This is a genomic window from Streptomyces sp. NPDC051018, from assembly GCF_044456085.1.
Classification (GTDB): Bacteria; Actinomycetota; Actinomycetes; order Streptomycetales; family Streptomycetaceae; genus Streptomyces.
In genome coordinates this window covers 236,549-262,844 of record NZ_JBITFN010000002.1, presented here as the reverse complement: position 1 = coordinate 262,844, position 26,296 = coordinate 236,549, and the positions used below count along the sequence as shown (strand labels likewise).

The window sequence follows — 26,296 nt, the reverse complement described above, 5'->3', positions numbered from 1 at the left end:
TCTCCTTGTTCGTCCGAAGAAACGTCATACCCCTGACCCCGGCGCTGGCGGCCGTGGTCCTGCTGACCGCAGGGTGCGAGGGCCGGGACGACGCCGGGTCCGGCTCCGAGAGCCCCGCTTCCTCCGCCACCCCGCACGGCTACGTCGAGGGTGCCACCGAGGCGGCCGAACAGCAGTCCCGGCTCCTCCTCGGCGACCCCGAGAGCGGCGACACCCGGGTGCTGGACCTGGTCACCGGCAAGGTCCACCACACCGCCCGCAGACCCGGAGTCACCACACTCACCACGGACGGCCGCTTCGGCTACTTCCACGGCGCCGGCGGCACTCAAGTCCTCGACAGCGGCGCGTGGACGGTCGACCACGGTGACCACGTGCACTACTACCGCGCGAAGATCCAGGACGTCGGCGAACTCCCGGACGGTACGGGCGCGGCCGTCCGCAGCGACGCGGGCGTCATCGTGGTCACGGCGGCGGACGGGAAGGCGGGCGTCTACCACCGCGCCGAGCCGGAGAAGGGTGCCCTCGGCGCCCCCGCCCGGCTGCCGGGCACGTACGCCGGTGCCGTCGTGCCGTACGCGGAACACCTGATCGCCCTCACCGGCGAGAGCCGCGGCCCCGCGAGGGTCGCCGTGCTCGACCGGTCCGGCAAGCGCGTCGCCGGCCCGGAGGCGGAGTGCGAAGACCCGAAGGGTGACGCGGTCACCCGGCGCGGGGTCGTTCTCGGCTGCGCGGACGGCGCGCTGCTCGTCCACGAGGACGACGGCGCCTTCACCGCCGAGAAGATCCCCTACGGCGAGGACGTGCCGCAGCGGGAGCGTGCCACCGAGTTCCGGCACCGTCCGGGCAGCAGCACCCTCACAGCACCCGCGGGCAAGGACGCCGTCTGGGTCCTGGACGTCACCGAGGGCGCCTGGACCCGGGTGGAGACCGGTCCCGTGGTCGCCGCCAACACCGCGGGCGAAGGCTCTCCGCTGGTAGTCCTGGAGACCGACGGAGCCCTGCACGGCTACGACATATCCACCGGCAAGGAGACCACGGTCACCGCCCCCTTGCTGAAGGAGGTTCCCGAAGCCGGATCCGGCAGCACCACGCCACCGGTGATCGAGGTGGACCGCGGCCGCGCCTACCTCAACGACCCCGGAGGCAGGCGCGTGTACGAGATCGACTACAACGACAGCCTCCGGGTGGCCCGCATCTTCGACCTGGACATCCGGCCGTCCCTGATGGCGGAGACGGGCCGATGAGCGTGCACCTGGGTGCGGTACGGCTCCGTGCCCCGCTGGTGACCCTGGCCGGTTTCCTCCTCCTCGCCGGCACGGCGACCGGCTGCGCGAGCGGCGACGACCGGCCGGCGGTCGTGGTGACCACCAACATCCTCGGCGACATCACCCGGGAGATCATCGGGGACGAGGCGGACGTCAGCGTACTGATGAAGCCCAACGCCGACCCGCACTCCTTCGGCCTGTCGGCCGTGCAGGCCGCCGAGCTGGAGAACGCCGATCTCGTCGTCTACAACGGTCTGGGTCTGGAGGAGAACGTGCTGCGGCACGTGGAAGCGGCACGCGAGTCGGGTGTGGCCGCCTTCGCGGCGGGCGAGGCGGCCGACCCGCTCACCTTCCACACCGGGCAGGAGGGCGGCCCCGAGGAGGAAGCCCGCAAGCCCGACCCGCACTTCTGGACCGACCCGGACCGGGTGCGCAAGGCCGCCCGCCTGATCGCCGACCAGGTCGTCGAGCACGTGGACGGCGTGGACGAGAAGGCGGTCCGGGACAACGCCGGACGCTACGACGGCCGGCTCGCCGACCTCACCGCGTGGATGGAGAAGTCCTTCGCCGCCGTACCCGAGGACCGGCGCGCCCTGGTGACCAATCACCACGTCTTCGGCTACCTCGCCGACCGCTTCGGCCTCCGCGTGATCGGCGCGGTCATCCCCAGTGGCACCACCCTCGCCTCACCCAGCTCCTCCGACCTGCGCTCCCTCACCCGGGCCATCGAGAAGACACAGGTGCGCACAGTCTTCGCCGACTCTTCCCAGCCCACCCGGCTCGCGGAGGTGCTGCGCCAGGAGATGGGCGGCGACGTGAACGTCGTCCCCCTCCACTCCGAGTCGCTCACCGAGAAGGGCAAGGGCGCCGGCACCTACCTGGAAATGATGCGCGCCAACACCTCGGCGATGGCCGAGGGGCTCACCGCCGGCTGACACCCGGCTTTCCCTGCGGTCCGGCACTCGCTACCCCGGCCGCTCCACCACCAACCCCGCCCCCGGGCTCGGAGAGGAAACACACGTCATGAACAAGCCCACGCGCGCCAGAACGCTCACCGGCACGGCCCTCGTCCTGGCGGCATCGATGGCGCTGACCGCCTGCGGCGGCAACGGCGACGCCCCATCCTCCGGCGCCGAGCCGGGGAAGCAGACGAAGAGCGGCGAGGCCGCCACGGTCAAGGACCCGCTCGTCGCCTCCTACGACGGGGGACTGTACGTCCTCGACGGCGAGACCCTGAAGCCGGCGAAGACGATCGAGCTGCCCGGCTACAATCGCGTCAACCCCGCCGGCGACAAGGACCATGTCGTCATCTCCACCGCTACCGGATTCCGCGTGTTCGACGCCGCCCGGCAGAAGTTCACCGACGCCGAGTTCAGGGGTTCCAAGCCCGGTCACGTCGTGCGGCACGGCGGCAAGACGGTCCTGTTCACCGACGGAACGGGCGAGGTCAACATCTTCGCCCCGGCGGACCTGGCCGGCGGAAAGCAGCCGGAGAGCCGGAGCTACACCTCAGCAGAGCCTCACCACGGCGTGGCCATCGAACTGGCCGACGGCGAACTCCTCAGCACCCTGGGCACCGAGGACAAACGCACCGGCGCCCTGGTACTGGACGAGAACAACAAGGAGATCGCACGCGCCGAGAACTGCCCCGGGGTGCACGGTGAGGCCGCGGCCCAGGACGACATAGTCGGACTCGGCTGCGAGGACGGCGTCCTGCTCTACAAGGACGGCAAGTTCCTCAAGGTCGACGCCCCGGGTGACTACGCCCGCATCGGCAACCAGGCCGGCAGTGACGTCTCCCCGATCCTCCTGGGCGACTACAAGACCGACCCCGGGGCAGAACTCGAGCGACCGACCCGCATCTCGCTGATCGACACCCGCACCGCGAAGATGAAGCTGGTCGACATCGGCACCAGCTACTCCTTCCGTTCCCTCGCCCGCGGCCCGCACGGTGAGGCACTGGTGCTGGGCACCAACGGTGTCCTGCACGTCATCGACCCGGAGACCGGCAAGGTCGAGAAGAGGATCGACGCCGTCGGCAACTGGACGGAGCCCCTGGACTGGCAGCAGCCCAGGCCCACTCTCTTCGTCCGTGACCACACGGCCTACGTCTCCGACCCGGGCAAGCGCCAACTGCACGCCTTCGAACTGGACTCGGGGAACAGGCTTGCGTCCGTGACGCTGCCGAGGGGCACCAACGAACTGTCCGGGACAGTATCCGGTCACTGACCGTTCCCGCCCCGGGGCTGCCGGGGCGACGCCCGCCGCCCTCGTGTTCCGGCGGGCGTCTCGTGCCGATCACCGCCGGGACCTCACCCGAGCGCCGCAGAAGGCCCGCGCCCACCACCCGACAGGCCAGGTACACGGCCAACGAGATCGTCGTGCCATTCGGGCTTGGCCCGCTCCCGGCCGCGACGACGGCACAAGCCTGCCCAGCACCCTCCCGAAGGCGTCCGTGAGCACCGTCGCTCCGGCGGCTGACGCGGACTCACACCGTGAACGGGGCCGTCCGGGACGGCCCCGTCACCGTGATCACACCCGGCCCCGGGGGCCGTCCCGCCTGTGACCGGTGGTCACGGGACGGCCCCCGGGGCGATGGTCCCGTCAGACCCGGTCCGCCGCGATCAGGAGGTACTGGAAGGAACCGTCCCGGTAGGAGTTGAGGAACGCTTCCTCGATGCCCGTGGTCAGGGAAGAGGTGGCCCGCAGTTCCCAGTAGGGCGTGGTCGCGGCGGTCAGATCGACGACGGCCTGTGGTACGAGGCGGTTGTCGGCCATGGCACGCATGTACTCACGGCGGGAGTGGATGTTGCACTCGAAGTGTGCGTTGATCTGCGAGACCCATTTCGAGGGCTGGCCGTACACCGGGTTCCAGCAACCGGTGATGGTGACGTAACGGCCGCCGACGGCGAGGATCCGGGCGTGTTCGGCGAAGAGATCCTGCAGATCGACGTACATGCTCGATTCGTTGTTCCACGAGGCCGCGACCTGCCCGCTCACGAAGGGAGTGTCGAGCATATTGCAGACCCCCGCGCGGACGGAGCGCTCGATGCCGAGTTCGCGGGCGCGGCGGTTGGCGAAATCCGCCTGCTTGGCCGACAGGGTCACGCCCTCGACGTCGCAGCCGAAGCGCTGGTGAGCCATCACCATGGAGCCACCGCGGCCGCAGCCGGCGTCCACCACCAGATCGTCTCGCCGAACGGGGCCCAGATGGTCCAGGAGCAGATCGGCCTGAGCGGTCTCCAGGCGGTGCAGTTCGGCGATCAGCCGCTTCTCGCGTTCGGAGCCGACGGAGTTTCCGAGGGCGGAGTGGTCGATGTCGCCGATGCCGTAATGATGGTGGTAGAGACCGTCCACATCTCCGAGGCGGAGGTTGACGGGCCTGGCCTCGTGGTCCCAGTAGCGGGCGATGTCACCCTGGTACGGCGTCGCCGGAGCGGGAATGGTCGCGGTGTCACGGACGGTGGTCACTTCGGGCACAGCCACAGGCGGATCCTCTCTTACCGGAAGTCGGGTCTTACCAGAAGTCGGGCAGGCTGTAGCGATAGGTGTTGGTCTGGTGCCAGTGGTGGTTGCCGTCGACCCATGTGGCCACACCGCGCAGGAAGCGGAGCGCGGTCGGGACGGGGCAGACGGCGGTCAGAGCGGCCAGCTCGGACTCGAAGGTGTGCATGAGGTCGTTGTGGATCTCGACCGCCTTCAGATACGCCTCGCGATCGGAGCAGCTCTCGCGTTCCGCGATCACCACGGGCAGGTTCAGATGCCGGGTGGGGCTCGCGAGTTCCTTGGTGTAGGAGTACAGATCGTTGACGATGGTGGTGGCGTTGGAGGCGAGCGCGATGACCCGCTGGACGGCCGGCTGGGCGTGGAGGTCCGCGGGGAGTTCGTAGCCGCCGACCGTGTCGGTGATGGTGGGGCAGGGACGGAAGTTGTTGAACTGCCGCATCGCCAGGTACTCCCACACCTCGGGCGTGTGGTCCGTCTGGTGCCAGGCGGCCTCGGCGAGGTACCCCAGATGCAACCGGGCCATGTCGTGCCGGAACCGGTCGGCCTGGGACGGTGTGGCCGCCTGGAGGAAGTAGTCCATGCTGGAGCGGTAGGCCCGCCGAGGGGCGTCCGCGTGAAGTGACCTGGCCCACTGCGGCTGATACTCCCGGGTGGTGTGCAGGGGGTCGAGGGCGGTGTGCGCCAGCAGAAGGCGTCCGCCGAGACCGACGGGCGAGCCGCCGTGGTCCTCGCAGTAGCAGTCGTCGACCACGTTCTCGGCGGCCATCAGACGGGCGGCGATCATCAGGTGGTCGACGGTGGGGGCGTCGGGATGGCAGACCACCATGTAGCGGCCCACGGAGAAGCCGTCGAACTGGTCCTCCCATTCCGGTGGGTACAACTGGACCTCGTCCAGCGCCCACTCCTTGATCCTGCGGCTGACCTCGGTCACCCGCGACGGGTCGGGCTCCCCCACCGGATGGTGGTACAGCCCCGGGATCGGGCTGCCGGCCTCAGGGCGCTTCTGATGGATCTTCCCGGGCTCGCCCGCCCCGGGCGGCTCCATGCGTCGCGCCGGGTGCAGACCGGCCGAGCCCAGGCCGCTGGGACCGCACAGGATCCGTTCCAGGACATCGGCGTTCATGGCCGCGGCTGCGCGCTCCCCCGCCGCCGGGGCAACGCGATCGCGTTCGGGACCGTCGTCGGGAACGGGAGGGCAGGAGTCCGTGGTGAGGACGTGAGCGCTCTGCGGAACGGACCTGGTCCCCACCGGCGGCTCGGGCCCCGGACGCGCGAACGGCAGGGCGCCCCCCGTGGGCAGGCTCGACCGCACAGGGGAAGGCTCAGGAGCCGGCATTCAATACTCCTCGGGGGGTGGTGTGGTCTCTCTCAGGCGTACCCGGCCAGCCGTGACGGACACGTGCCGCACGGGTCCCCCGAGTTGTTCCGACCGCCCGGACGCGGGGGCCGGCGGGGCGGGGGCGGCGCACGGCGCCGGTACACCGCGGGCAGGGGCGCCGGCGGGTGTCCGACGGGGGGCGGGGCCTTCGTCCGGAACGTGTCCGGCCGCGGCTCGTCTCAGCCGCGGGTACGGCCGATCTGCACGTTCTCCAGCACACCGAGGGCGTCCGGAACCAGGATGGCGGCGGAGAAGTACGTGGTGACCAGGTAGGAGATGATCGCCTTTTCGTCGATGCCCATGAAGCGCACCGTCAGTCCCGGCTCGTACTCCTCCGGAAGGCCGGTCCGGCGCAGGCCGACAACGCCCTGGTTGTCCTCGCCGGTTCGCATCACCAGGATGGAGCTGGTGTTCTCCCTGCTGATCGGGATCTTGTTGCACGGCAGGATCGGGACACCGCGCCAGGCGGGGACCTGCTGTCCTCCGAGGTCGACGTGGTCCGGGTAGAGACCGCGGGAGTTGAACTCACGGCCGATCGCGGCGATGGCCCTGGGGTGGGCGAAGAAGAGGTTGGAGCCCCGGCGACGGCAGAGCAGCTCATCGAGGTCGTCCGGGGTGGGCGCGCCGGAGTGCGGCTGGATCCTCTGGCTGAAGGCCGCGTTGTGCAGCAGACCGAATTCGCGATTGTTGATCAGCTCGTGCTCCTGGCGCTCGCGCAGCGCCTCGATGGTGAGCCTGAGCTGCTGTTCGGTCTGGTCCATCGGCTGGTTGTAGAGATCGGCGACTCGTGTGTGAACCCGCAGCACGGTCTGCACGAGGGAGAGCTCGTACTCACGGGGTTCGAGCTCGTAGTCGGCGAAGGCGCCGGGCAGTTGGGCTTCGCCGGTGTGGCCGGCGGACAGGGCGATCTCGGCCTCACCCCGCCGGTTCTGCCGCTGCTCCGGAAGCGCGCTGAACTCCCGGATGTGGGCCTGGAGTCCGGGAGAGCGGTCCAGCACCGCGGCGAAGTCGTCCCGCGAGAGGGTGAGCAGGGTGCCGGCGGTCTCGGCGGTGGCGGTGTACTTCCAGTTCGCGTCGGCGTCCAGCAACGCGCTCTGACCGAACCGGTCGCCATCGGCGAGAACGGCGATCACGGTCTCGTCGCCGTACTTGCCGATGCCGCTCTGTTTGATCCGGCCGTGGGCGATCAGATGGATCCGATCGGCCGGGGTACCGCGTTCGACCAGCACCTCCCCGGCCCGGAAGTCGCGCTGAACACACTGGCCGGCGATGGCCGTCAGCACCTCCTCGTCGTCGAAGCCGCGCAGCAGCGACAGTTCACCGAGTTCCCGGGGGATCACCCGGACCTCGGCGCCGTCCTGGACGAAATCGATCCGCCCGTCGCCGACGGTGTAGGTCAACCGGCGGTTCACCCGGTAGTGGCCTCCGGAGACCTCCACCCAGGGGAGTCTCCTGAGCAGCCAGCGGGAGGTGATCTCCTGCATCTGAGGGGCGGACTTGGTCGTGGTGGCGAGGTTTCGGGCAGCCGCCGTGCCGAGGCTGCTCTGCGGGCGCGGCTCCTGCTGCGGCTCCAGGCCGGTGTCCACGGTCATCGGGCAGGGCTCTCCTTCGAAAGGACGGCGATCGGCGCGGGCACGCACGTCACCGTGTGCAGATGTGAGGGAAAGGAGGCGGTGCCTGGGAGAATCCGTCCAGGTCCAGAAGAACCATAGGGTCACCGCTCCCGGTCCTCCACCGTCGCGCGGACAGCCTCGCCCGATCCGGTGAACGTGGAACCCGCGGAGTTTGCGCCGGGATCCGCCGGCGGTCGAACGCATGCAAACACGCGGCCAGTTGGGCGGAATCCCGGGGACGACGGCACGTCCTGTGGTAGCGGCCGGCGGGTCGGCTGCCCGTCCGCCGGCTCCCCGCGTATGTCCGGCCGGCTGTGTCCCGCGGAGTGTCTCTCACAGCGTACGGAGCAGGGCCAGCGTGCTCGTCAGCTCGTCCCTCAGCGCATGCCCCGCCCCCTCGGAATCCCCTCGCACCACGGCGTCCACCAGGGCGGTGTGTCCCTCGTCGCCGTGTCCGGGGTCGCCGGAGCGCAGATCGAGAAGGTCGACGAGGTCGATCAGTCCTCGGCGCAGCGCCGGGACGAACTCGGCGAACAGGCCGGTGAGCACCGGGTTGTTCGCGGCTGCGACCACAGCGGCGTGCAGGGCGATGTCGGCGTCGACGAACTCGGCGGTGCCGCCGTCGTGGGCCTTGCGGCGGTCGGCCAGAGCCGCGCGGAGGACGGTGATGTCGTCGGCGGTACGGCGCCGGGCGGCCAGTCGCACGGCTTCGACCTCGACCAGGACGCGGACCTCGTAGACATCGGTGATGGCGGCCCGGCGGAGTTGCGCCGACCAGTCCGCCCCCGGGTCGGTCGCCACCACGAAGACCCCGGCCCCGTGACGGGCCCGCACATACCCGGCTCCCGAGAGCGCGCGCAGTGCCTCACGCACGGTGGAGCGCCCCACGCCGAGGGATGTCGCCAGGGCCGCCTCGCCGGGGAGCTTGGTACCCACCGGCCAGTCGCCGCCGGTGATCCGCTCACGCAGGTACTCGGCGGCCTGATCGACCAGGGGGACCGGCCGCAAGGCACCCAGTGACATAGGACACACCCTCTCTTCAGACTCCTCAGGTTGTCTGAGGACTTTGTTGTGGCCAGTTTACCTGTCATGCCGCTGCGCGAGCCCCTGCTCCTTCGCTGCCGCTGCGGGGCCCTGTCCGACCGACCCCCCGCAGCGGGTGCCGGGCTGCGCCGGTCGCTGGAAGGACGACCGAAAGAAGTACCGCACCATGACCTCCTCCCCCGGGACCGCGCGGTTCGACACCCTGCGCACTCCCTCCGGTGACATCCCCGCGGACGCACCACGCTGGAACCCCCAGCGCCCGAGCGCGATGCCGCACCACCGCTACCGGCCCGCCGATACCCGGGTCGCCCTCCCCCTGAAGGACCGGGCCTGGCCGTCGCGCCGCCTCACGCGGGCTCCGCTGTGGGTACCGGTCGACCTGCGGGACGGCAACCAGGCGCTGGCGGAGCCCATGGACACCGGGCGCAAGCGCCTGATGTTCGACCTCCTGGCCGCGATGGGATTCAAGGAGATCGAGGCCGGGTACCCCTCCGCCAGCCGGACCGACTTCGACTTCATCCGGGATCTGGCCCGGAGCGGCGCCGTGCCCGACGACGTGACCGTCTCCGTCTTCACCGCGGCCCGCCGGGATCTCATCGACCGGACCATCGCCTCGGTCGAAGGGCTGCCCCGCGTCCTCGTCCATCTCTACACCGCCACCGCGCCCGCGTGGCGGGACGTGGTGCTGGGCCGCTCCCGGGCCGGAGTCCACGCGCTGATCCGGGACGCGGCCACCCATCTGATGCGCCGCGCCGGGGAACAGCGGGGGGCCGACATCCGGTTCGAGTTCTCCCCGGAGGTCTTCAATCTGACGGAGCCGGACTTCGTCCTGGAGGTGTGCGACGGCCTCACCGCCCTGTGGGACGCGAGCCCGGACAGACCGGTGATCCACAACCTGCCGGCCACGGTGGAGATCGCCACCCCCAATGTGTACGCGGACCAGATCGAGTACATGGACCGCCACCTGGCACGCCGGGACTCCGTGATCCTCTCCGTCCATCCGCACAACGACCGCGGTACCGGGGTCGCCTGCGCCGAACTCGCCGTCCTGGCGGGGCGCAGCGCGTGAAAAGCTGTCTGTTCGGCAACGGGGAGCGCACGGGCAACGTCGATCTGGTGACCCTGGCCCTGAACCTCTACGCGCAGGGCGTGAACCCGATGATCGACTTCTCCGACATCGACGCGGTGCGCGATGTGGTGGAGCACTGCAACCGGCTGCCGGTTCATCCCCGGCACCCGTACGGCGGAGAACTCGTGCACACCGCCTTCTCCGGCACCCATCAGGACGCCATCGCCAAGGGCATGGCCCACCATGCCGAACACGCCGCCGCCAAGGGGGTCCCCGTGGAGGAGGCACCGTGGGAAGTGCCGTACCTGCCCGTCGACCCGGGGGACCTCGGCCGCACCTATGAGGAAGTGATCCGGATCAACTCCCAGTCCGGCAAGGGAGGCATCGCGCATCTGCTGGGCACCCGTCACGGTGTGGAACTGCCCCGCGAGATGCGTCCGGACTTCTCCCGGGTGGTGCAGCGCGTCACGGATGCCACCGGCCGGGAGGTCTCCCCCGAGCAGTTGTGGGAACTCTTCCGCACCACCTATCTCGCCCCGGCCCTGGACGGCGCCGTCACCCTGAGGTCCTGGACGGTTTCCCGGACCGCCCCCGGAACGCACCGGTTCACCGGAACGCTGTACGCCGACGGGCGCGAGCACCCGTGCCGGGGCACCGGGAGCGACCCCGTGGCCGCCCTCGCCGATGCCCTCCGCGCCTTCGGCGTCGCCGTCGACGTCCTCGGCTGCACCGGGTCCGCCTCCCCGGCCTCCGGACCGGGCGGCCGCGCGGTCGCCTTCGCCCGGTGCCGGGTGGGCGACGCCGTCCGCTGGGGCGCGGGCGAGGACGCCTCCGTCCTGACCGCGTCCGTCCACGCGGTGATGGCGGCCGTCAACCGCACCGGAAGTGCCTGACCACTCAAGCGCGTTACGGCTGTCCCCCGGGCATGTACGACCGCCCGCGCCCCGGCTCGCCGGAGTGACCGGTGGGCTGGGAGTACGGACCGCCGGGGTGTCCCGGAGAGGTCGCCCCGCCCCGAAGGGTCCGTCCGGACCAGGTTCCGTCCGGACCCCGCTGCGGCCCGGCGAGCTTCGGGCTTCGGAGCCGCCGAGCACCGGTCTCGGCACTTGAAGCCCTCAGACATCTGTAGTCTTCGCGGGGAGGTCCGTACCCGTCCGGAAGGTGTGATGGTGAAGTCGCTCAAGCGCGGAGCGCTGGTCGAGCTGGCCGTGGAGCAACTGCTCGACCAGCTCGCCGCCGGCCGATGGCCCGTCGGGACGTCGCTGCCGGGCGAGGTGAGCCTGGCGGAGCAGCTCGGCGTGGGACGCTCGACCGTGCGCGAGGCCACCCGCGCGCTCGTCCACGCGGGACTGCTGGAGGCACGGCAGGGCTCCGGAACCTATGTGCTCGCCCTCACTCCGCCCCCGTCACTCGACTCGGCGCTGCGCAAGGCCAAAACCGTCGAGGTGTACGAGGTCCGGGAGGCCCTGGAGGTCCAGGCGGCGGTCCTGGCGTGCGCGCGGCGCACCGAGGACGACCTGGAGCGGCTGCGCGCGGCCCTCACCCGCAGGGACCGGCTGATCGACGGCCAGCAGGACCACTCCGGGGAGTTCGTGGAGGCGGACCTCGCGTTCCACCGCGCGATCGTCGACGCGGCGCACAACGAACTGCTCGGCCAGACCTTCGCCACCTTCGAGACGGTCCTGGCCGAGACGCTGAGGAACGTCGTCGACGACGCCATCCTGGAGGGCCACGACGTCGACACCGCCCACCGCGAACTGCTGGAGGCGATCGAGGCCCAGGACGAGGCCGCGGCGGCCGCCGCCGTACGGACCAATGTCCGCAGGACCATCGAGGCGGCCTCGGAGAACTGAGAGCACCCGCCGGCCCGGGCGCCGGGATCCCGCAATCCCGGCGGCGGCCGTCCCGCACCCTCCTCACGGCCATATCCGCCAGAAATACGTGGTGACTTGTCTGACATCTGAGGTGGCCAATGAACAAGAGCACGAACCCACGGGATCCGTGGGTGCCGGCCGCGACCCACGGGGCCAGCGACTTCGCCACGGCTCCGCGTCCTGCACTGCGGCTGCATCCTGGCCGCGACGGCCCTGTCGCTGATCGTTCTCGCGCCGTCGGCGGCCGTGGTGGTGGCGACGGCGCTCCTGGGCACGACCCTGTTCCTGCCCTTCGCCCCGCAGATCACTCCGGCGCACGCCTGTCTGCCCAACAGGATCGGCGTGGCATGCGGTCTCACCCCGGGACTGACGCTCTTCCTCGGGGGCCTGGCAACGCCCTTGCTCGGCACGCCGGCGGACCGGGCCGGCGTACGGTCCGTTCTCGTCCTGCTGACCGGGGTCCTCCCGGCGGCCGCCGCCCTCTGACTCACGCTGCGGGAACGGAAGCTACCGCGTGCGCACCGGGCCGGGCCCGCGACAGCCCCGGATGACACACCCGGGCCCCGCCAGGGACGCGACCACGGACAACCCCGCAACCGAACCGGACAACACCCGCACCCGCACCCGAAAGCCGAGCACAGCGATGACGACAGCCCCCGCCGCACCCTCCGAAGTCCTCCGGCTGGAAGGGGTGGCCCTCGTCCGGGACGGCAGAGCCCTCGTCCGCGATGTCGACCTGCGGATCGCGCCGGGCGACCACTGGGCGCTCCTGGGGCCGAACGGTGCCGGCAAGAGCACCCTGTTGAGCCTGTGCGGTGCGGTCAACCACCCCACCAGCGGCACCGTCCATGTCCTGGGCCGCCGGCTGGGCCGTGTCGACATGCGGGGGCTGCGGGGGTCGATCGGCCATGTCGACCCCCGCCATCCGCTGCGCTCCCCGCTGACCGTCACCCAGGTCGTCCTCACGGGAGCGACCGGCAGTATCGAACCCGTACCCCGCCGGAGGCCCGCCCCGCACGAGCTGCGGCGCACCGCCGAACTCCTCGACGCCCTCGGCCTGTCCACGATCCGCGACGCGCCGTGGACCACCCTGTCCCAGGGTGAGCGCGGCCGGACGCTGATCGCGAGGGCCCTGCTGCCGGACCCGCCACTGCTGCTCCTCGACGAACCGTCCACGGGACTGGACGTCGCCGCTCGCGAGCGACTGCTGGAGACCCTCGACCATCTCCACGGCGCCCAGCCGCGGCTGGCGTCGGTCCTGGTGACCCATCATCTCGAGGAACTCCCGGCCTCGACCACCCATGCGGTCCTCGTCGCCGGGGGCAGGATCCTCGCGGCCGGACCCGCCGCCGAGGTACTCACCGGCGAACAGGTCTCCGCGTGCTTCTCGTTCCCCATCGACATCGAGCACAGCGGCGGCCGGTGGCTCGCCCGCGCCGGCAGCCGCGCCACCGGTCTTCGCGGTGACGCGGCCCCGGCGCCACCGGCCCCGCCGGAGCCGCGGCCGGGACCCTTCTAGACTCACACTCATGGCAGTAGCACATACCTACGACGTGACCGTCGAATGGACGGGCAACCTCGGGTCCGGTACGGACGGTTACCGGTCCTTCAGCCGCGATCACGAGGTACTCGCGGACGGCAAGGCCGGGATCGCCGCCTCCTCGGATCCCGCGTTCCGCGGCGACCCCGCGCGCTGGAACCCGGAGGAGTTGCTCGTCGCCTCCGTCGCCCAGTGCCACATGCTCTGGTACCTCCACCTCTGCGCCGTCGGCGGCGTCACCGTCCTCGACTACGAGGACCACGCCCGGGGGACCATGACCATGGACACGAGCGGCGGAGGAGGCCAGATCAGCGGGGTCGTCCTGCGCCCCGAGGTGACGGTCGCCGACGCGTCGACGGTGGAGAAGGCCCGCGCGCTGCACGGAGAGGTCCACGCGGTGTGCTTCATCGCCCGCTCGGTGAACTTCCCCATCACCCACGCCCCGGTGATCCGGGTGGCGGAGGACTGAGGGCCGGGCGAACCGACGGGCCGGGCGCGAGGCGGGCGCCGCCCCCTCCACGCGGTGGACAGCCCCGCCCGGGCCCGATCGGCAAGGGTCCGCCGGAGCCCACGGTTTCGTGGGGACGGAGGTCGTCCCCGCCTGAGCGTCCAGGGGAAAACACGTTGGGTCCGGGGCCGCGGACTGGTTACGATCCCGGCCGGAGGGCCCCTGGCCGGAGGGTCCCTCCGCCCCCGCCCGCCCGACGATCCCCAGGGGATGGGACACCCGCGATGACGCAGAACGAAGAAGTCGTCCATGTGGTTCGCAAGGTGCTCGGCACGGACGTCATCGGTATGTATCTGCACGGGTCCGCCGTGTCCGGCGGGCTGAGACCGCACAGCGACATCGATGTGTTCGCCGTGGTGCGACGGCGGACGACGGCACGGGAGCGGCGGACGCTGGTCGAGGAGCTGATGGAGTTCTCGGGTGAGCGGGCCCGGCGGGGGCCGGCCCGGCCGGTCGAGCTGACGATCGTCGTACAGTCCCGGGTCAACCCCTGGACCTACCCGCCGAGCCGCGAGTTCCAGTACGGGGAGTGGCTGCGTGACGAGTACGAGAGGGGTGGGACACCCTCACCGGCGCCCGACCCCGATCTCGCCCCTCTGATCACCATGGTGCTGAGCGCCGGCGCACCGCTGACCGGGCCCCCGCCGGGAGAGGTTCTGGCGCCCGTCCCGCGGGAGGACCTGCTGCGCGCGATCGTCGCCGGTGTTCCGGAGCTGCTCGCAGAGTTGGAGACCGACACACGCAATGTCCTGCTGACCCTCGCCCGGATCTGGACGACCCTGGCCACGGGGAGCCTGACGTCCAAGGACGCCGCGGCCGACTGGGCCCTGGACCGGCTGCCGCCCGCGCACCGCCCCGTACTCGCCCACGCGCGAGCCGTGTACCTCGGTGAGGTCGAGGAGAACGAGGAGATCGGGGAGAGCTGGGACGGCCGGCTGTCGGACGCGGGCCGCCACGCGGAGTACGTCGTGGGCGAGATCAGGCGTCTGGCCGCGGACGTTCCGGGGTCCCGTACACACCGATAGACGGTGCCTGCCGGGCGGGCCCCGGGGGCGGCGAGATGACCGCCCCCGGCCGTCCGGGGTCCGCCGTCCGGGCTCCGGCCGTCAGCCCCTGAGCCAGTCGCGGTAGTGCGTGGGGGTGATGTGCGCCCCCTCCTTGGCGATGATGGCCTTGTCGGGCATGGTCGCGAACAGGCCCGCCGTGGCGTCGGTGGTGACGGTCCGGCTGTCCCCGCGTGCGGCGAGGGTGATCCTGCCCAGCTCGTCCAGCCGGAAGACGTCGGGACCCGCGATATTGCGGGTCCCGCCCAGGGGTGCGCCGACGGCGACGCCGGCCAGGTCCCGGGCGACGTCGGCGGCGGCGATGGGCTGCATCTGGGTGGCGGGCAGCCGCACTGTGTCACCGTCGGTGGTCCAGGACATGATGTCGTCGACGAATTCGAAGAACTGGGTGGCGCGGACGACGGTGAAGGGGACCGGGCCGGACGCGAGGACGTTCTCCTGGTGGACCTTGGCCCGGTAGTAGCCGAAGTCGGGTACCAGGTCCGCGCCGACGATGGACAGCACGACGGCGTGGCGCACGCCCGCCCCGGCCCCGGCCGCCACGAGATTGCCCGTCGTCGTCTGGAAGAAGTCCCGGGCGCTGTCGTCGATGGCGGGCGCCGAGGTCACATCGACGACCGCCCCGGCGCCCGCCAGCGCCCGGTCCAGCCCTTCCCCGGTGAGGAGGTTGACGCCCGTGGATCTCGCGTGCGGCACCGCTTCGTGGCCCGCGGCGTTCAGGAACTCCACGACCAGCGAACCGATCCGCCCGGTACCACCCATCACAGCGACCTTCATGTCCCACCTCTCGTCCGCGCCTCGGACCACGGGGAACCCCTGCGCCCGGACGGCCTTGAATCTGGACCCTGACTGTCCAGGATCCTACGCGGACAGCCGTACGCCTGGAAAGGGTTCGGCCGGGCCCGGCTCACGCGCGGGATGCCGGGACGATGCGGGCCCCCTCGCTCCCGGGCCATTCCTCCCGCCCGCGCCGGCACGTCCGGGCGACCGCGAACCGCAGGACCGGAGGTCGGCCTCCGCCCGCCGGCCGCCCGACACCGTCCGCGTGTCGCGCACGTCTCCTCGGCCTCCCGTACCGCGGTACGGGAGGGCCGTCGAGGGTGCCCCGGTGTCCACTCGGCGCGGGCCGGGGGCGGGCCGGGCTCCGGTTCCGGACCGGGGCGCCGGGGCCGGGGGTGCCATGGGGTTCGGAGGCGTACGGTACGTACGGGCACTCCCCCGGGCCCGGCGCCGGACCGGAGGTTCCAGGTACGGGAAACCGTACGGTCGTGCCCTCCGGCCCGGTGACGGTCACCCGGGCCGGGCGCCGTTCCCGCTACCCCGGGACGCTTCGGCCGGAGCAGGGGCACTCCGGCCGAAAGCGCGCCCGTGACCGCCGGGTCCGGAGAAGCCCCCGCGGAGGTACGCGCCGCCGCTCAGGTCATCGTGAGCGGATCGCGGTCGTCGTCCAGCTCGCGCCGGGCCACGGCGAGCGCGGCCTCGACGTCCCGTGCGCCGGTGGACACACACAGGGCGTACGCGACGTCCTGCATCTGCCGCCATATGTGCAGCGGCACGACGTCCCCGGCGGCCTCGCCGCGCAGGGACTCGTAGGTGGTGAGCTGATTCCGTAAGACCGCCGGATGGGTGTTCACCAGGGATTCTCCGATCATGGAACGCCGGGAGGAAGGCCGGGAGCGTGCACACCCGGCCCGGAGGGCCTCGCCTCTCCGTCTGCCCGCGCTGCCCCTCCTCACGCGCGCCGTTGCCTATCCGTTGTCCTTCGGCACGGCCGCCCGACCGCCCGGTCGGCGACAGCCGCGCCGCCGGGTTCGGCGAGGGGCCCGGACCGGATGCCGGGCGGCCCCCGAGTCGCCCGGAGCCCGGACCGCGTCACCCCCGGAGCGCACCGGGCGGGCACCCTGCGGTGAGGGCGCCGGGCCGTGTTCCCGGGGCCCGAGCGCTGACGCCGGCCTCCTACTCGGTGCGCAGGGCCGTCGCGGTCCGGGCCCTGGCGGCCCAGCCCGCGGGCAGGAGCGCGCCCAGAGTGGCGATGAGCAGGCCGCCGAGGGCGAGCGGGAGCAGTTCGGCCGCCTGGTAGACGGCGATGACGGATTCGGGGAGGCGGAGCCCCACGCTCTCCCCCATCGCGGGGATGACCCAGCCGTGCAGGGCCACCCCGAGCGGTACGCCCAGAGCGCCCGCGACCAGTCCGGTCACGGCGACCGAGGTGAGGACCATCGCCATGGTCCCCCGGGGAGTCATACCGAGCGCCTTGTGGACACCGATCTCCCGGACGCGCTCGCGGGTGTCGAGCAGCACCCCGTTCAGCACACCGAGCGCGGCCACGGCGACCAGCATCAGCGTAAGGATCGACGACAGCGCGTTGAGCGTGACCACCATGTCGCTGCCCGAGTCGAGCCCGCCGGCCCGCGCCGTGGCCCCCAGAGGCGCCAGGTCCTTGTTCAGCGCATCGACGTAGGCGGTCACATCGGTGCCCGGCGTGAGGGCGATGTGATGGCTCGTCTCCGCCGGGTCGGGACGTGCGGCCGTGAGGGTCGAGGCGTCGGTGAAGACCTGTTTGCCGTCGTTACTCGGGTCGAGGACCTCACCGACGATCCGGACCGTGACCGGCCGGGCCAGGCCGTACAGGGTGACGGTGTCGCCGACGCGGGTGCCGGTGGAGGCCAGGAGGGGGGTCGGGACCACGGCCTCGCCGGGCCCGTCGATCCAGCGGCCCGACACCATCGTGTAGCCGCCCCAGGAGGCGTCACCGGTGAAGGCGATCACGTCGACGGCGCCGGTCGGGCCGGGCACGGTCGCCCGTACCGTCGCGGCGCTGTAGTACTTCCCGGTTCCGGCGGCGGCCTTGACGGCCCCGGCCACCGCGGCGGGATCGGCCTTGGGCCGCTTCCCGGGCCCGGAGCCCCGTGGTCCGAAGTCCGGCGGGGGCGCGGGCACGACGACATCCGCGGCGTCGTGGGCCCTGGCCTTCATCACCTCACCGAGCGAGGCGCCCATCCCCACGGTGAACGTGACGGCGATGGCGCCGAACAGGATCGCCGTGCCCATGGCCAGCGCCCGGGCGGGCCGCGCGAAGGGCCGGGCCAGGCCCAGGGCGACCGGCTGCGGCAGCGGCAGCCGTCCGGCCAGGCGGGCCGCCCACCGGCCGCGCCCCGCCGAAGAGGTACGCCCGACGGCGAGCGCGTCGACAGCGCGCAGCCGCCCGGCCCGCCAGGCACTCGCCCACGCGGTCGCCGCGACCAGGCCGAGCACCCCGGCGATCACCGCCAGGTCGACCCAGGGGGCGACGGCCGGGGACGAGGTGCCGTAGACCTCCCCGGTCTCGGCCAGTACGGGAACGGCGAGCAGATGACCGGCGAGGACACCGAGGGCCGTACCGACGGCGGCCGGGATCAGCGCCTGGCCCACATAGGCCCGCACGACCTGGGCCGGGGTGAGGCCGACGGCCTTGAGGATGCCGATGCGGCGCGTTCCCGTGCCGACGGCCGACGCGACGACGTTGCCGACGATGAGCACCGACATGACGAGGCCCAGGGCGCCGAACGCGATGAGGAAGGGGACGTAGAGGGCGGTCTCGCGCTCGGCGGCCTTCTTGACGGTGAGCCATGACTGCTCGCCGACGAGCCCTCCGGGCGGCAGGGACCGGGTCACGGCCTTGCCGCCCGCGGTGATCTGCGCGGCGGTGCCCGCGTGGGTGAAGCGGTAGAGCATCTGGTAGCCGCCGCTGCCGGGCGCGGTGAGCGCCGGCATCTGGGACGGAACCACCCAGGCGTCGGCGGTCCGTGTGACCGAGCGGGCCACACCGACCACCGTCAGGGCCGGAGCGCCGGACGGGCCGGCGAAGGCGATCTCCATGCCGAGGACGGGGAGGATCGAGGTGTCGGCGGACAGGACGATCTCGCCGGGGCGCTTCGGCCACCGCCCGTCGAGCAGTGCCACCTCGTCCACGTCACGGCCGTTGTCGCCCCGGCCGACCACGGTCATCGGCCCCCCGGGGCCCGCCCCGTCCAACCGCGGGGTGACCGTCACCGTACGGAACGGCCCGGCCGCCCCGCTCACCCCTTCGGCGTTCTTGGACTCCGACAGCTGCCCGGCACTCACCCGGCCCGCGTCGAACTGCGCGGACAGATGCGCGCCGCGCTGTCTGGCGAAGGCGTCGTCGAAGGGCGCGCCGGAAACCACGAGCAGCGATCCGCCGAGGACCGAGGCGGCCACCGCCATCATCGTGGCGAGCCCGATCACCAGCGTCTGCACCCGGCGCCGTCCCACCCCCGAGCGCACCACCCTGCCGAGCGCGCTCATCGGACGGCCCCCGGGTCTACGGCCCGCGACCGGACGTCTTCGGTGATCCGGCCGTCGGCGATCTCGACCGTACGGTTCGTGCAGGACCGGGCCAGCGCCAGGTCGTGGGTGACCACGACGACGGTCTGCCCCTCGGCGTTGAGGCCGGTGAGCAGTCTGCCGACGTCCTGTCCGGCGGCGGTGTCCAGGGCGCCGGTGGGCTCGTCGGCCAGGAGCAACGCCGGCCGGTTCATCAACGCCCGGGCCACGGCGACCCGCTGCCGCTCGCCGCCGGACAGCCGCCCCGGGTAGGCGCGGGCGTGCCGGTCGATGCCCAGCAGTTCCAGGAGTTCCGCCGCGCGGCGGTCCGCCTCGCTCCGCGCCGTACCCGCGAGGCGCGCGGGCAGGACGACATTGTCGGTGACGGTCAGATCGTCGAGCAGGTTGAAGAACTGGAAGACCATGCCGATCTTCGACCGCCGGTACAGCGCCGATCCTGCTTCGCCCAGCCGGTCCACCCGTACCCCGTCCACGGTGACGGTCCCCGTGTCGGGCCGGTCCAGGCCCGCGATCAGATTGAGCAGCGTGGACTTGCCGCTGCCGGAAGGGCCGAGGATCGCGACGGCCTCGCCGGGCAGCACGGTCAGCGACGCCTCGTGCAGCGCGGGCGGGCCGTCGTCGTACCGTCGGCTCACCCCGCTCAGTTCGATCACCGGCATGGTCATGAAGGGCTCCTCGGGTACGGGCTGTTGAGGCCGTCGGCTGCTCGGGCCATCGGCCGTTGAGGCCATCGGCTGCTGGCTGCTGGCTGCTGGCTGCTGGCTGCTGGAACACTAGGAGCGGCCCCGGCCCGTACGCGTCGCCCGCCCGAACCCCTTGCGGTACCGCGCCGGGACGATCTCCGGGAAACGTCATCCCTGCGATGTAGTCGGATGAGGTATCCGGTGCGGTGGGAATGAACACCGGGACGGACACCGCGGAGGCGGCGCCACGGCGACAATGAACCGGTGAGGACGAACCGGTGAGGGACCCGCGTACGATGCCGGCGCGGCTGCGGGAAGGCGCGCGCCGGACGGTCCGCGAGGCCGGGCCCGCGAGCGGTCCGCCGCCGCGGCCCTCCCGGCGCGCGCGGCAATTCGACGTGCTGGTGGCACTGGCGCTCGGAATCGCCACCGTCTACTACGGCGTCGACAACGCCGATGTGGTCGTGGTGCGTGAGATCGCGCCCGGCGTGCGGAGCGTCACCTCGCGCCCGTCCGGCCCCGGCGGCCTGGCCCTCATGGTGACCCTCGCGTTCATCGCCTCGGGTGCCCTGGCGCTGCGCCGCCGCTACCCGCTCGCCGTACTGTGCGTCGTGACGGCCGCGACACTGGCGACACCGCAGAGCGTCCTGCGGCTGACCTTCTACGCGTTCGTCATCGCCGTCTACAGCGCCGCGGTGTACAGCCCGCACCGGTTGGCGACCCTGGTGGCGCTGCCGGTGGCGGTCGTCCTGGTCGGCACCTCGGGGAACTCGCTCACACCGATCGTCCCCAACCAGTACATCGCCCTGCTGATCCTGGTCCCGATGGCCGTGGCCGCCGTCGGCCTGCGTACCTGGAAACTCCGGACCGACGAGGGCCGGGCCCGGCTCGTCGCCCTGGAACGCGAGCAGGCCGAGGCGCTGCGCCGGGCCGTCGAGCACGAGCGGGCCAGGATCGCCCGTGAACTGCACGACGTCGTCACGCACAACGTCAGTGTGATGATCATCCAGGCGGGCGCCGCCCGCAAGATCATGAAGACCTCGCCCGAGGAGGCCGAGGAGGCGCTGCTCGCCGTCGAGGCGGGCGGGCGATCGGCCATGACCGAACTGCGCCATGTCATGGGACTGCTCACCATGGCCGACGAGGACGAGGGGCCGGACACGGACACGGACGCGGACCCGGCCGGCACCGCGGCGGAACTGACCCCGCAGCCCGGACTGGCCCAGGTGGAAACTCTGGTCGGACGGGTCCGGGACACCGGCCTGCCCGTCGAACTGACCGTGACCGGCCCGCCCCGTCCCCTCCCGCCCGGCCTTGAACTCGCCGCCTACCGCGTGGTCCAGGAAGCTCTGACCAACACCGTGAAACACGCGTCCGGGGCCACCGCGGCCGTGACCGTCGAGTTCGGACCGCGGCGGCTGCGGGTGGAAGTCACCGACACCGGTGGACACCCGGGCGCGGGCGCCGGAAGCGGCCGGGGCCTGATCGGTCTGCGCGAGCGCCTCGCCGTCTACGACGGAACCCTGAACTCCGGCCACCGTCTGACCGGCGGCTACCGTGTGGAGGCCCTGATCCCCTTGGAGACCCCGTGACCGAGCCGCTGCGTGTGCTCCTCGCCGACGACCAGACCCTGGTCCGTACCGGATTCCGGCTGATCCTCGGTGCCGACGGCATCGACGTCGTCGCCGAGGCGACCAACGGAACCGAAGCGGTCGAAGCGGTCCGCCGCACACGTCCCGATGTGGTGCTGATGGACGTCCGGATGCCCGAGATGGACGGCCTGGAGGCCACCCGCCGCATCCTCACCGGTGCCCCGGACCGACCCCGCGTCATCATCCTGACCACCTTCGACCTCGACCGGTACGTCTACGCGGCGCTGTCCGCCGGGGCCAGCGGCTTTCTCCTCAAGGACGTCACCCCCGAGCAGCTGACCGCGGCCGTCCGCACGGTCCGTACCGGCGACGCTCTGCTCGCGCCCGCCATCACCCGCCGCCTGGTGCAGCGGTTCACCCGGGGCGGCGACGACACCGCCTCCCTCCACCGTGACCTCGCCTCGCTCACCCCGCGCGAACTGGAGGTCCTCGGCCTGCTGGCCCGAGGGCTGAGCAACGCCGAACTCGCCGCCCGCCTCCACCTGGCCGAGACGACCGTCAAGACGCATGTCGCCCGTATCCTCGCCAAGCTCGGGCTCCGTGACCGTGTCCAGGCCGTCATCGTCGCCTACGAGACGGGGCTGGTCAGCGCCGGTGAACGCGAGGCCGCCGAGCAGTCCGCCGAGCAGGCGTAAGCGGACGCGGCGCTCGTCCCGCAGCGTTCGCCGAGTCGGACCGGAGTCCCCGGACGTCCGACCGGCGTCCTAGACGAACGGGGGTGGCGGGGACTCCCGGTCCGGCCCCAGCAGGGTTCTCCGCATCAGGCGGAGCAGGGTGAGTCCGGTCAGCAGCCAGCACCCGGCGAATGCCCAGATGAAACCGGCGGCGGAGGTGGCGACCCCGGCCACCAGCAGGAACAGGCTGACCGGCATGAGGACGAGCAGATGCGGTCCGGGACGCATCATCGGCCTGCTGCCGAGCCGCTGGGCGCGGCCACGGAGGCCGAGAAGGCGCAGCCTGCGCCGCAGCGACGCGTCCCGGCTCAGTCCGGCCTCGATGCCGGCCAGAGCGCGCCGCTCCCATGCGTTCAGAGGAACTGTTCGCGACATGGCATTGCACCTGCCACCAGAATACGACGCCCCCGTGCGGCCGCCCACTTCTGGCGGGGGCGCTGCCGTACGGCCCCGGGATCGTCGTCACGGGCGGAGGGCATCGCGCAACGGGTGTCGCGGGAGACCGGGTGTATCGGCAGCGCCCGGCGCAGTGCGCGGTGACCGTCGGCGCCGCCACGGTCCCGGGTGACCGGAGTGCCGGGCCCCGGGCCCCGGTCCCGGAGGGGAGGCGCCGGGGCGACCGGGTCCAGGACTCCGCACGGGTGCGGCACCTGAGCTGAACGGGTTCTCGCACGGCGGCCCGGCGCCTGTCGGGCGGGAACCCTCACTCCGGCTGGCTACGTTGCGGTCCGTGACCCCCGACCTCCCGGACGAAGCCCCGCTCCCCGCAGGCCGTACGCCGCGGGGAACAGGCCGTGCGCCGCGGGGGACGGCGACATGAGCGCACCGTCGTCCCCCGGGGTGCCGCGCGCGACGGCCGGCGGCCTCACACCGTTCGGGGACCCCTCGGTGAGCGCCCTCATGGTCGAACCCGCCGGGCGGCCCCCCTGGCTCGACGAGCTGGCGGACCTGGTGGTGACGGGCCGGCTGGTCATTCCCCGTACGACTCTGACGGCCGCCGCACCCGGTGACTTCACCGGCTGGGCCCGGTCGGCGCTGGCCGAGGCGCCCCCGGCGGTGGCCCGCCCGCTCCTGGACGACATGGCGGGGATCGTCGGCCGGGTACGGCAGGGCGCGGGCGGCGGACCCGTGCTGGTACGGGTGTTCACCGAGGCTCCCACGCGCCGGTGCGGCTTCCATGTGGACACCGTGCCGCCGAACTCCCCCACCGTCGGGGCCGTACGGGTCTACAACGGCCCGACGACCGAGTATGTGACGTCGGGTGATGTGCTGGGGATGGCCGAGTTCTACGCGTATCTCAGCAGGCGTGAGCGGCTGTCGCGGCAGGCGGCCGGGGTGTGCCGCCCGGACGCGTACACGAACGCGGACGCCCGCACGAAGGCGGGCGGGGGCGGGGGAGCCGATCGGGACACCGGTACGGACAGCGCGGGGGCGGCGGCGCTCCGCGAGCTGCTCGCCATGGACGAGAACCCCTCGTTTCTGCGCCCGGGCGCCCGCGTCCACCGCGTACCGGACGACACGACCGTCTACTTCCGGCACATCGATGTGACACGCCACTGGTCACCGCACCCGGTGCACGACACCTGGATCCACCGCTCGCCCATGCGGGGCGGACCCCGGCTGGTCCTCAATGTGTCGCCGACGCGGGCCGTCGCGGCGAGCCCCGGTCGGCGGTGAGCAGCACATGGGTGAGATCGGGCAGGGAGGCGTCCAGGCCACGCAGCAGCCCGAGTACCCGGGCGCCCGCGCGAAAGGGCCCGTGGTGCGCGGTGAACCAGGCCCTCGGCCGCTGCCCGCGGGCCAGTACCCGTTCCACCGCCGCCACGGCGTCGTCCTCCGTGTCGAAGAAGACGCCCGTGAAGGGGTTGACGTAGTGCCAGCCGCCGAGAATGGCCCGGTTGACGACGACCGGCACATCGAGGCAGAGCGCCTCGGCGAGCACTCTCGGCGAGGCGTCCTCGACGGCGGGGACGAACAGACACCGCGCATGGGCGAGGACATCGAGCAGCCGCCGCCACGGGAGCGGGCCGGTGGCCCGTACGCCGTCGATCGCCCCGGCGCCGGGCGGTGCGTCGACGACCAGGATCCTCAGTCCCGTCTCGCGGGCCAGCCGGCTCAGACAGCGGGCGGCGAGCGGCCAGTTCTTCGCCCGCTGCCGCCAGGGCTCGCTGCCGGAGACATGGACGACGTCGGCGAGCAGTTCCGGTGGGGGTACGGCCGCCAGGGCGGGGTCCACGCGCAGGGGGTCGGTGAAGTCGGACTCGCTCACCAGGGCGCGGGGACCGTACGGCGGCAGAAACCGTTCGGGGTGGCGGAAGCAGTGCAGCCATGCCTCGCACAGCAGCCCGTAGTCGCGTTCGTCGCGGTACCCGGCCCCGGGGAAGCCCCCGTGGCTGGTGGCGCCCGCGAACCGGCAGCCCTCACCGGCCAGTTCGGACAGACGGGTGTGCTGAGCGTGTGTGACGACCGGTGCCCGTACGAGCGCCCACGGCAGGACGTCGCCGCCCGGCCCGGTCACCCGCAGAAGGGGCGCACCCGCGGCGAGGTCCACACACAACGCCCTTCACCCGGAGACCGCCGCGGCGCCCGAGGCCGGGGCCCGGCACAGTGACATCACAGGAGAGCCCATGACCCAGACCATCAGACGTGACTTCTTCACGGATGGCAACGGCGGCACGCGGATCGAGATCTTCGACGAACTGAGCGACACCGCGAAGGCGGCGCTGTACGGCTTCTTCCGGCGGGCACACGCGCCCCATGTGATGGAGGAGGTCGTGCTGCCCCAGTTCGCCGACGGCGACTCGCAGATCTTCGCGGCGGTGCGCGACAGGCCGTGGCCGCCGTGGGGCCTGGGCGCGCGCAATGTCGTCGGTGTGCTCCAGACCCATCTGGTCTCCGACGGCTGCTGGGGGCTGAGCCCCGTACATGTGGCGGACGAGGACCTCACGAACACGGGGCTGTGCGCGGCGCTGTACAAGGAGGCCCTGGAGACCCTGGCCGTCGACCCCAACGCGGAGGTGCACTATCTCCTCGCCGAGGGCTCCCGGCTGGCAGACCTGGTGCTGCGCCGGGTCGGATTCGAGCGTACGGAGGACGTCTTCCTCACCGAGGCCGCGCGCTATCTCACCTATCGCGCTCCGGCGGGCGAGCTGCTGGCGAACCTCGGGCTGGCGGAGACCGACACGGTCGACGTACTCGCGGGAAACATCGACGACCGCGTCTTCGAGCTCAACGCCGCCCTTCACAGCACGATCTATCTGGGCTCCCGCGCGGAGTGGGCGGGGGACCGGGTCAGCGTGCCCTCCGAGATCGCCCAGATGGTGCGCGGCGGCCACTACAACAAGCCGGCCGGTGTCCCGACGGGCACGGGACGGTTCGAGCGGGATGTGCTGGCGGAAGTTGCCCAGGGGGTACGGGAGTTCCTCACCGAGGTGGAGCGGAAGGAGCTGCTGGAGTACGTACGGGGCCGGGAGCCGGAGTTCGCGGCGGCCTCGGTGCAGCGGCGGGGCACGGACACCCCGGTGGTGGACGAGCGGATCCGCAGCAGCCTGGTCCTCGACGGGCTCGGCCACTTCGAGTCGCTGTTCGCGGACCGCATCCGGGAGCAGCTCCAGGAGGTCCGGGCCCGTCTGAACCATCCGGTGTTCCCCCTGGGCCGTATCGAGTTGCAGGTGACCGCGAACGGTGACCGCGACTACTTCGGCATGCACCGCGACACCGACGGCGGGGACACCCGTGAGCTGTCGTTCGTCTACTTCTTCTCCGCCGAGCCGCGCCGCTTCTCCGGCGGTGAACTCCGGGTCTTCGAAACGGTCGTGGAGGACGGGCGGATCGTCCCGACGGACCGCAGCCAGACCATCGTGCCGCGCGCGAACCTGGCGGTGTTCTTCCCCAGCCGGCACGACCACGAGGTGCTGCCGATCCGGGTGCCGAGCAAGGCGTTCGGCGACAGCCGCTTCAGCGTCACCGGCTGGATCCACCGGCAGTGAACGGCGGGCGGGACGGGTGGGAAGGCCAGGACCGGCTGGACAGGAGAGGCGGACGGGAAAGGCAGGACGGGCGGAACGGGCGAAAGGGGCGG

22 protein-coding genes and 1 pseudogene are annotated in these 26,296 nt (G+C 72.0%); 13 read left to right on the top strand and 10 right to left on the bottom strand.

Annotated elements, in window-relative coordinates; genetic code table 11:
- The first annotated feature begins 5 nt into the window (after positions 1-5).
- From ACIBCM_RS04955 to aztD, 3 genes are all read left to right on the top strand, one after another.
- Entirely contained in the window at positions 6-1,244 is a 1,239-nt protein-coding gene (locus ACIBCM_RS04955) for a hypothetical protein (protein ID WP_399240284.1), read from the top strand.
- The gene (gene aztC, locus ACIBCM_RS04950) at positions 1,241-2,200 is read left to right on the top strand and encodes a zinc ABC transporter substrate-binding protein AztC (protein WP_399240282.1); all 960 of its coding nucleotides are present in this window, start codon (positions 1,241-1,243) and stop codon (positions 2,198-2,200) included. The genes ACIBCM_RS04955 and aztC overlap by 4 nt, the downstream gene beginning before the upstream one ends.
- An 88-nt stretch (positions 2,201-2,288) precedes the next feature.
- Entirely contained in the window at positions 2,289-3,494 is a 1,206-nt protein-coding gene (aztD, locus tag ACIBCM_RS04945; RefSeq protein ID WP_399240280.1) for a zinc metallochaperone AztD, read from the top strand.
- Between the two features lie 375 nt (positions 3,495-3,869).
- Here aztD and ACIBCM_RS04940 read toward each other — a convergent pair whose 3' ends face one another.
- The 4 genes from ACIBCM_RS04940 to ACIBCM_RS04925 form a co-directional block, all read right to left on the bottom strand.
- A complete protein-coding gene (locus tag ACIBCM_RS04940) occupies positions 3,870-4,751 on the bottom strand; it encodes a geranyl diphosphate 2-C-methyltransferase (protein WP_399240278.1) in 882 nt (293 codons plus the stop codon).
- Between the two features lie 31 nt (positions 4,752-4,782).
- Positions 4,783-6,108 carry a family 2 encapsulin nanocompartment cargo protein terpene cyclase gene (locus tag ACIBCM_RS04935; RefSeq protein WP_399240276.1) on the bottom strand — a complete coding sequence of 442 codons (1,326 nt, stop codon included), beginning with the start codon at positions 6,106-6,108 and terminating at the stop codon, positions 4,783-4,785.
- A gap of 221 nt (positions 6,109-6,329) precedes the next feature.
- Positions 6,330-7,742: a family 2B encapsulin nanocompartment shell protein gene (locus tag ACIBCM_RS04930; RefSeq protein ID WP_399240273.1), complete on the bottom strand. Its 1,413-nt coding sequence runs from the start codon at positions 7,740-7,742 to the stop codon at positions 6,330-6,332.
- Between the two features lie 354 nt (positions 7,743-8,096).
- A complete protein-coding gene (locus tag ACIBCM_RS04925) occupies positions 8,097-8,786 on the bottom strand; it encodes a FadR/GntR family transcriptional regulator (protein WP_399240271.1) in 690 nt (229 codons plus the stop codon).
- A gap of 187 nt (positions 8,787-8,973) precedes the next feature.
- On the opposite strand from ACIBCM_RS04925, the pseudogene ACIBCM_RS04920 reads away from it, so the two are divergent.
- From ACIBCM_RS04920 to ACIBCM_RS04895, 6 genes and pseudogenes are all read left to right on the top strand, one after another.
- Positions 8,974-10,769: pseudogene (locus ACIBCM_RS04920) on the top strand (2-isopropylmalate synthase).
- A gap of 273 nt (positions 10,770-11,042) precedes the next feature.
- The gene (locus ACIBCM_RS04915) at positions 11,043-11,729 is read left to right on the top strand and encodes a FadR/GntR family transcriptional regulator (protein ID WP_399240269.1); all 687 of its coding nucleotides are present in this window, start codon (positions 11,043-11,045) and stop codon (positions 11,727-11,729) included.
- Between the two features lie 273 nt (positions 11,730-12,002).
- Positions 12,003-12,236, top strand: coding sequence for a hypothetical protein (locus ACIBCM_RS04910; RefSeq protein WP_399240267.1), 234 nt, complete (start codon positions 12,003-12,005; stop codon positions 12,234-12,236).
- Positions 12,237-12,393: 157 nt separating this feature from the next.
- Complete coding sequence (locus ACIBCM_RS04905) at positions 12,394-13,269, top strand: ABC transporter ATP-binding protein (protein ID WP_399240265.1); 876 nt, start codon at positions 12,394-12,396, stop codon at positions 13,267-13,269.
- A 10-nt stretch (positions 13,270-13,279) separates the two neighbouring features.
- Entirely contained in the window at positions 13,280-13,759 is a 480-nt protein-coding gene (locus tag ACIBCM_RS04900; protein WP_399240263.1) for an OsmC family protein, read from the top strand.
- 263 nt (positions 13,760-14,022) lie between these two features.
- A complete protein-coding gene (locus ACIBCM_RS04895; protein ID WP_399240261.1) occupies positions 14,023-14,823 on the top strand; it encodes an aminoglycoside adenylyltransferase family protein in 801 nt (266 codons plus the stop codon).
- 81 nt (positions 14,824-14,904) lie between these two features.
- Here the strand turns inward: ACIBCM_RS04895 and ACIBCM_RS04890 are convergent, their stop codons facing one another.
- The 4 genes from ACIBCM_RS04890 to ACIBCM_RS04875 form a co-directional block, all read right to left on the bottom strand.
- Positions 14,905-15,639, bottom strand: a complete 735-nt coding sequence (locus ACIBCM_RS04890) for an SDR family oxidoreductase (protein ID WP_399240259.1) — start codon at positions 15,637-15,639, stop codon at positions 14,905-14,907.
- Between the two features lie 638 nt (positions 15,640-16,277).
- Positions 16,278-16,514, bottom strand: a complete 237-nt coding sequence (locus tag ACIBCM_RS04885) for a DUF5133 domain-containing protein (protein WP_399240257.1) — start codon at positions 16,512-16,514, stop codon at positions 16,278-16,280.
- Between the two features lie 304 nt (positions 16,515-16,818).
- Positions 16,819-19,167, bottom strand: a complete 2,349-nt coding sequence (locus ACIBCM_RS04880) for an ABC transporter permease (protein ID WP_399240255.1) — start codon at positions 19,165-19,167, stop codon at positions 16,819-16,821.
- The gene (locus ACIBCM_RS04875) at positions 19,164-19,871 is read right to left on the bottom strand and encodes an ABC transporter ATP-binding protein (RefSeq protein WP_399240253.1); all 708 of its coding nucleotides are present in this window, start codon (positions 19,869-19,871) and stop codon (positions 19,164-19,166) included. Before ACIBCM_RS04875 ends, ACIBCM_RS04880 begins: the two co-directional genes overlap by 4 nt.
- A gap of 314 nt (positions 19,872-20,185) precedes the next feature.
- Here ACIBCM_RS04875 and ACIBCM_RS04870 point away from each other — a divergent pair, with 314 nt between their 5' ends.
- Both ACIBCM_RS04870 and ACIBCM_RS04865 read left to right on the top strand, forming a co-directional pair.
- Positions 20,186-21,481 carry a sensor histidine kinase gene (locus ACIBCM_RS04870; protein WP_399240792.1) on the top strand — a complete coding sequence of 432 codons (1,296 nt, stop codon included), beginning with the start codon at positions 20,186-20,188 and terminating at the stop codon, positions 21,479-21,481.
- Entirely contained in the window at positions 21,478-22,176 is a 699-nt protein-coding gene (locus ACIBCM_RS04865) for a response regulator (protein ID WP_399240251.1), read from the top strand. The genes ACIBCM_RS04870 and ACIBCM_RS04865 overlap by 4 nt, the downstream gene beginning before the upstream one ends.
- Before the next feature lie 69 nt (positions 22,177-22,245).
- Here ACIBCM_RS04865 and ACIBCM_RS04860 read toward each other — a convergent pair whose 3' ends face one another.
- Entirely contained in the window at positions 22,246-22,590 is a 345-nt protein-coding gene (locus ACIBCM_RS04860; RefSeq protein ID WP_399240249.1) for a DUF3040 domain-containing protein, read from the bottom strand.
- Between the two features lie 441 nt (positions 22,591-23,031).
- Between ACIBCM_RS04860 and ACIBCM_RS04855 the strand changes: the two genes are divergently transcribed.
- Positions 23,032-23,892, top strand: a complete 861-nt coding sequence (locus ACIBCM_RS04855) for a hypothetical protein (RefSeq protein ID WP_399240247.1) — start codon at positions 23,032-23,034, stop codon at positions 23,890-23,892.
- On the opposite strand, the gene ACIBCM_RS04850 is transcribed toward ACIBCM_RS04855, so the two are convergent.
- Positions 23,843-24,766, bottom strand: a complete 924-nt coding sequence (locus ACIBCM_RS04850) for a glycosyltransferase (protein ID WP_399240245.1) — start codon at positions 24,764-24,766, stop codon at positions 23,843-23,845. The two genes, ACIBCM_RS04855 and ACIBCM_RS04850, sit on opposite strands and share 50 nt — an antisense overlap.
- Before the next feature lie 76 nt (positions 24,767-24,842).
- Here ACIBCM_RS04850 and ACIBCM_RS04845 point away from each other — a divergent pair, with 76 nt between their 5' ends.
- The gene (locus tag ACIBCM_RS04845) at positions 24,843-26,204 is read left to right on the top strand and encodes a 2OG-Fe(II) oxygenase (protein WP_399240243.1); all 1,362 of its coding nucleotides are present in this window, start codon (positions 24,843-24,845) and stop codon (positions 26,202-26,204) included.
- Positions 26,205-26,296: the final 92 nt, after the last annotated feature.

What these genes read in the sequence shown, in the direction of transcription:
- aztC (WP_399240282.1), top strand. Translation starts at nt 1,241, where the DNA reads ATGAGCGTGCACCTGGGTGCGGTACGGCTCCGTGCCCCGCTGGTGACC.
- aztD (WP_399240280.1), top strand. Translation starts at nt 2,289, where the DNA reads ATGAACAAGCCCACGCGCGCCAGAACGCTCACCGGCACGGCCCTCGTC.
- ACIBCM_RS04935 (WP_399240276.1), bottom strand. Translation starts at nt 6,108, where the DNA reads ATGCCGGCTCCTGAGCCTTCCCCTGTGCGGTCGAGCCTGCCCACGGGG.
- ACIBCM_RS04930 (WP_399240273.1), bottom strand. Translation starts at nt 7,742, where the DNA reads ATGACCGTGGACACCGGCCTGGAGCCGCAGCAGGAGCCGCGCCCGCAG.
- ACIBCM_RS04925 (WP_399240271.1), bottom strand. Translation starts at nt 8,786, where the DNA reads ATGTCACTGGGTGCCTTGCGGCCGGTCCCCCTGGTCGATCAGGCCGCC.
- ACIBCM_RS04915 (WP_399240269.1), top strand. Translation starts at nt 11,043, where the DNA reads ATGGTGAAGTCGCTCAAGCGCGGAGCGCTGGTCGAGCTGGCCGTGGAG.
- ACIBCM_RS04905 (WP_399240265.1), top strand. Translation starts at nt 12,394, where the DNA reads ATGACGACAGCCCCCGCCGCACCCTCCGAAGTCCTCCGGCTGGAAGGG.
- ACIBCM_RS04900 (WP_399240263.1), top strand. Translation starts at nt 13,280, where the DNA reads ATGGCAGTAGCACATACCTACGACGTGACCGTCGAATGGACGGGCAAC.
- ACIBCM_RS04895 (WP_399240261.1), top strand. Translation starts at nt 14,023, where the DNA reads ATGACGCAGAACGAAGAAGTCGTCCATGTGGTTCGCAAGGTGCTCGGC.
- ACIBCM_RS04890 (WP_399240259.1), bottom strand. Translation starts at nt 15,639, where the DNA reads ATGAAGGTCGCTGTGATGGGTGGTACCGGGCGGATCGGTTCGCTGGTC.
- ACIBCM_RS04885 (WP_399240257.1), bottom strand. Translation starts at nt 16,514, where the DNA reads ATGATCGGAGAATCCCTGGTGAACACCCATCCGGCGGTCTTACGGAAT.
- ACIBCM_RS04880 (WP_399240255.1), bottom strand. Translation starts at nt 19,167, where the DNA reads ATGAGCGCGCTCGGCAGGGTGGTGCGCTCGGGGGTGGGACGGCGCCGG.
- ACIBCM_RS04875 (WP_399240253.1), bottom strand. Translation starts at nt 19,871, where the DNA reads ATGACCATGCCGGTGATCGAACTGAGCGGGGTGAGCCGACGGTACGAC.
- ACIBCM_RS04870 (WP_399240792.1), top strand. Translation starts at nt 20,186, where the DNA reads ATGCCGGCGCGGCTGCGGGAAGGCGCGCGCCGGACGGTCCGCGAGGCC.
- ACIBCM_RS04860 (WP_399240249.1), bottom strand. Translation starts at nt 22,590, where the DNA reads ATGTCGCGAACAGTTCCTCTGAACGCATGGGAGCGGCGCGCTCTGGCC.
- ACIBCM_RS04855 (WP_399240247.1), top strand. Translation starts at nt 23,032, where the DNA reads ATGAGCGCACCGTCGTCCCCCGGGGTGCCGCGCGCGACGGCCGGCGGC.
- ACIBCM_RS04845 (WP_399240243.1), top strand. Translation starts at nt 24,843, where the DNA reads ATGACCCAGACCATCAGACGTGACTTCTTCACGGATGGCAACGGCGGC.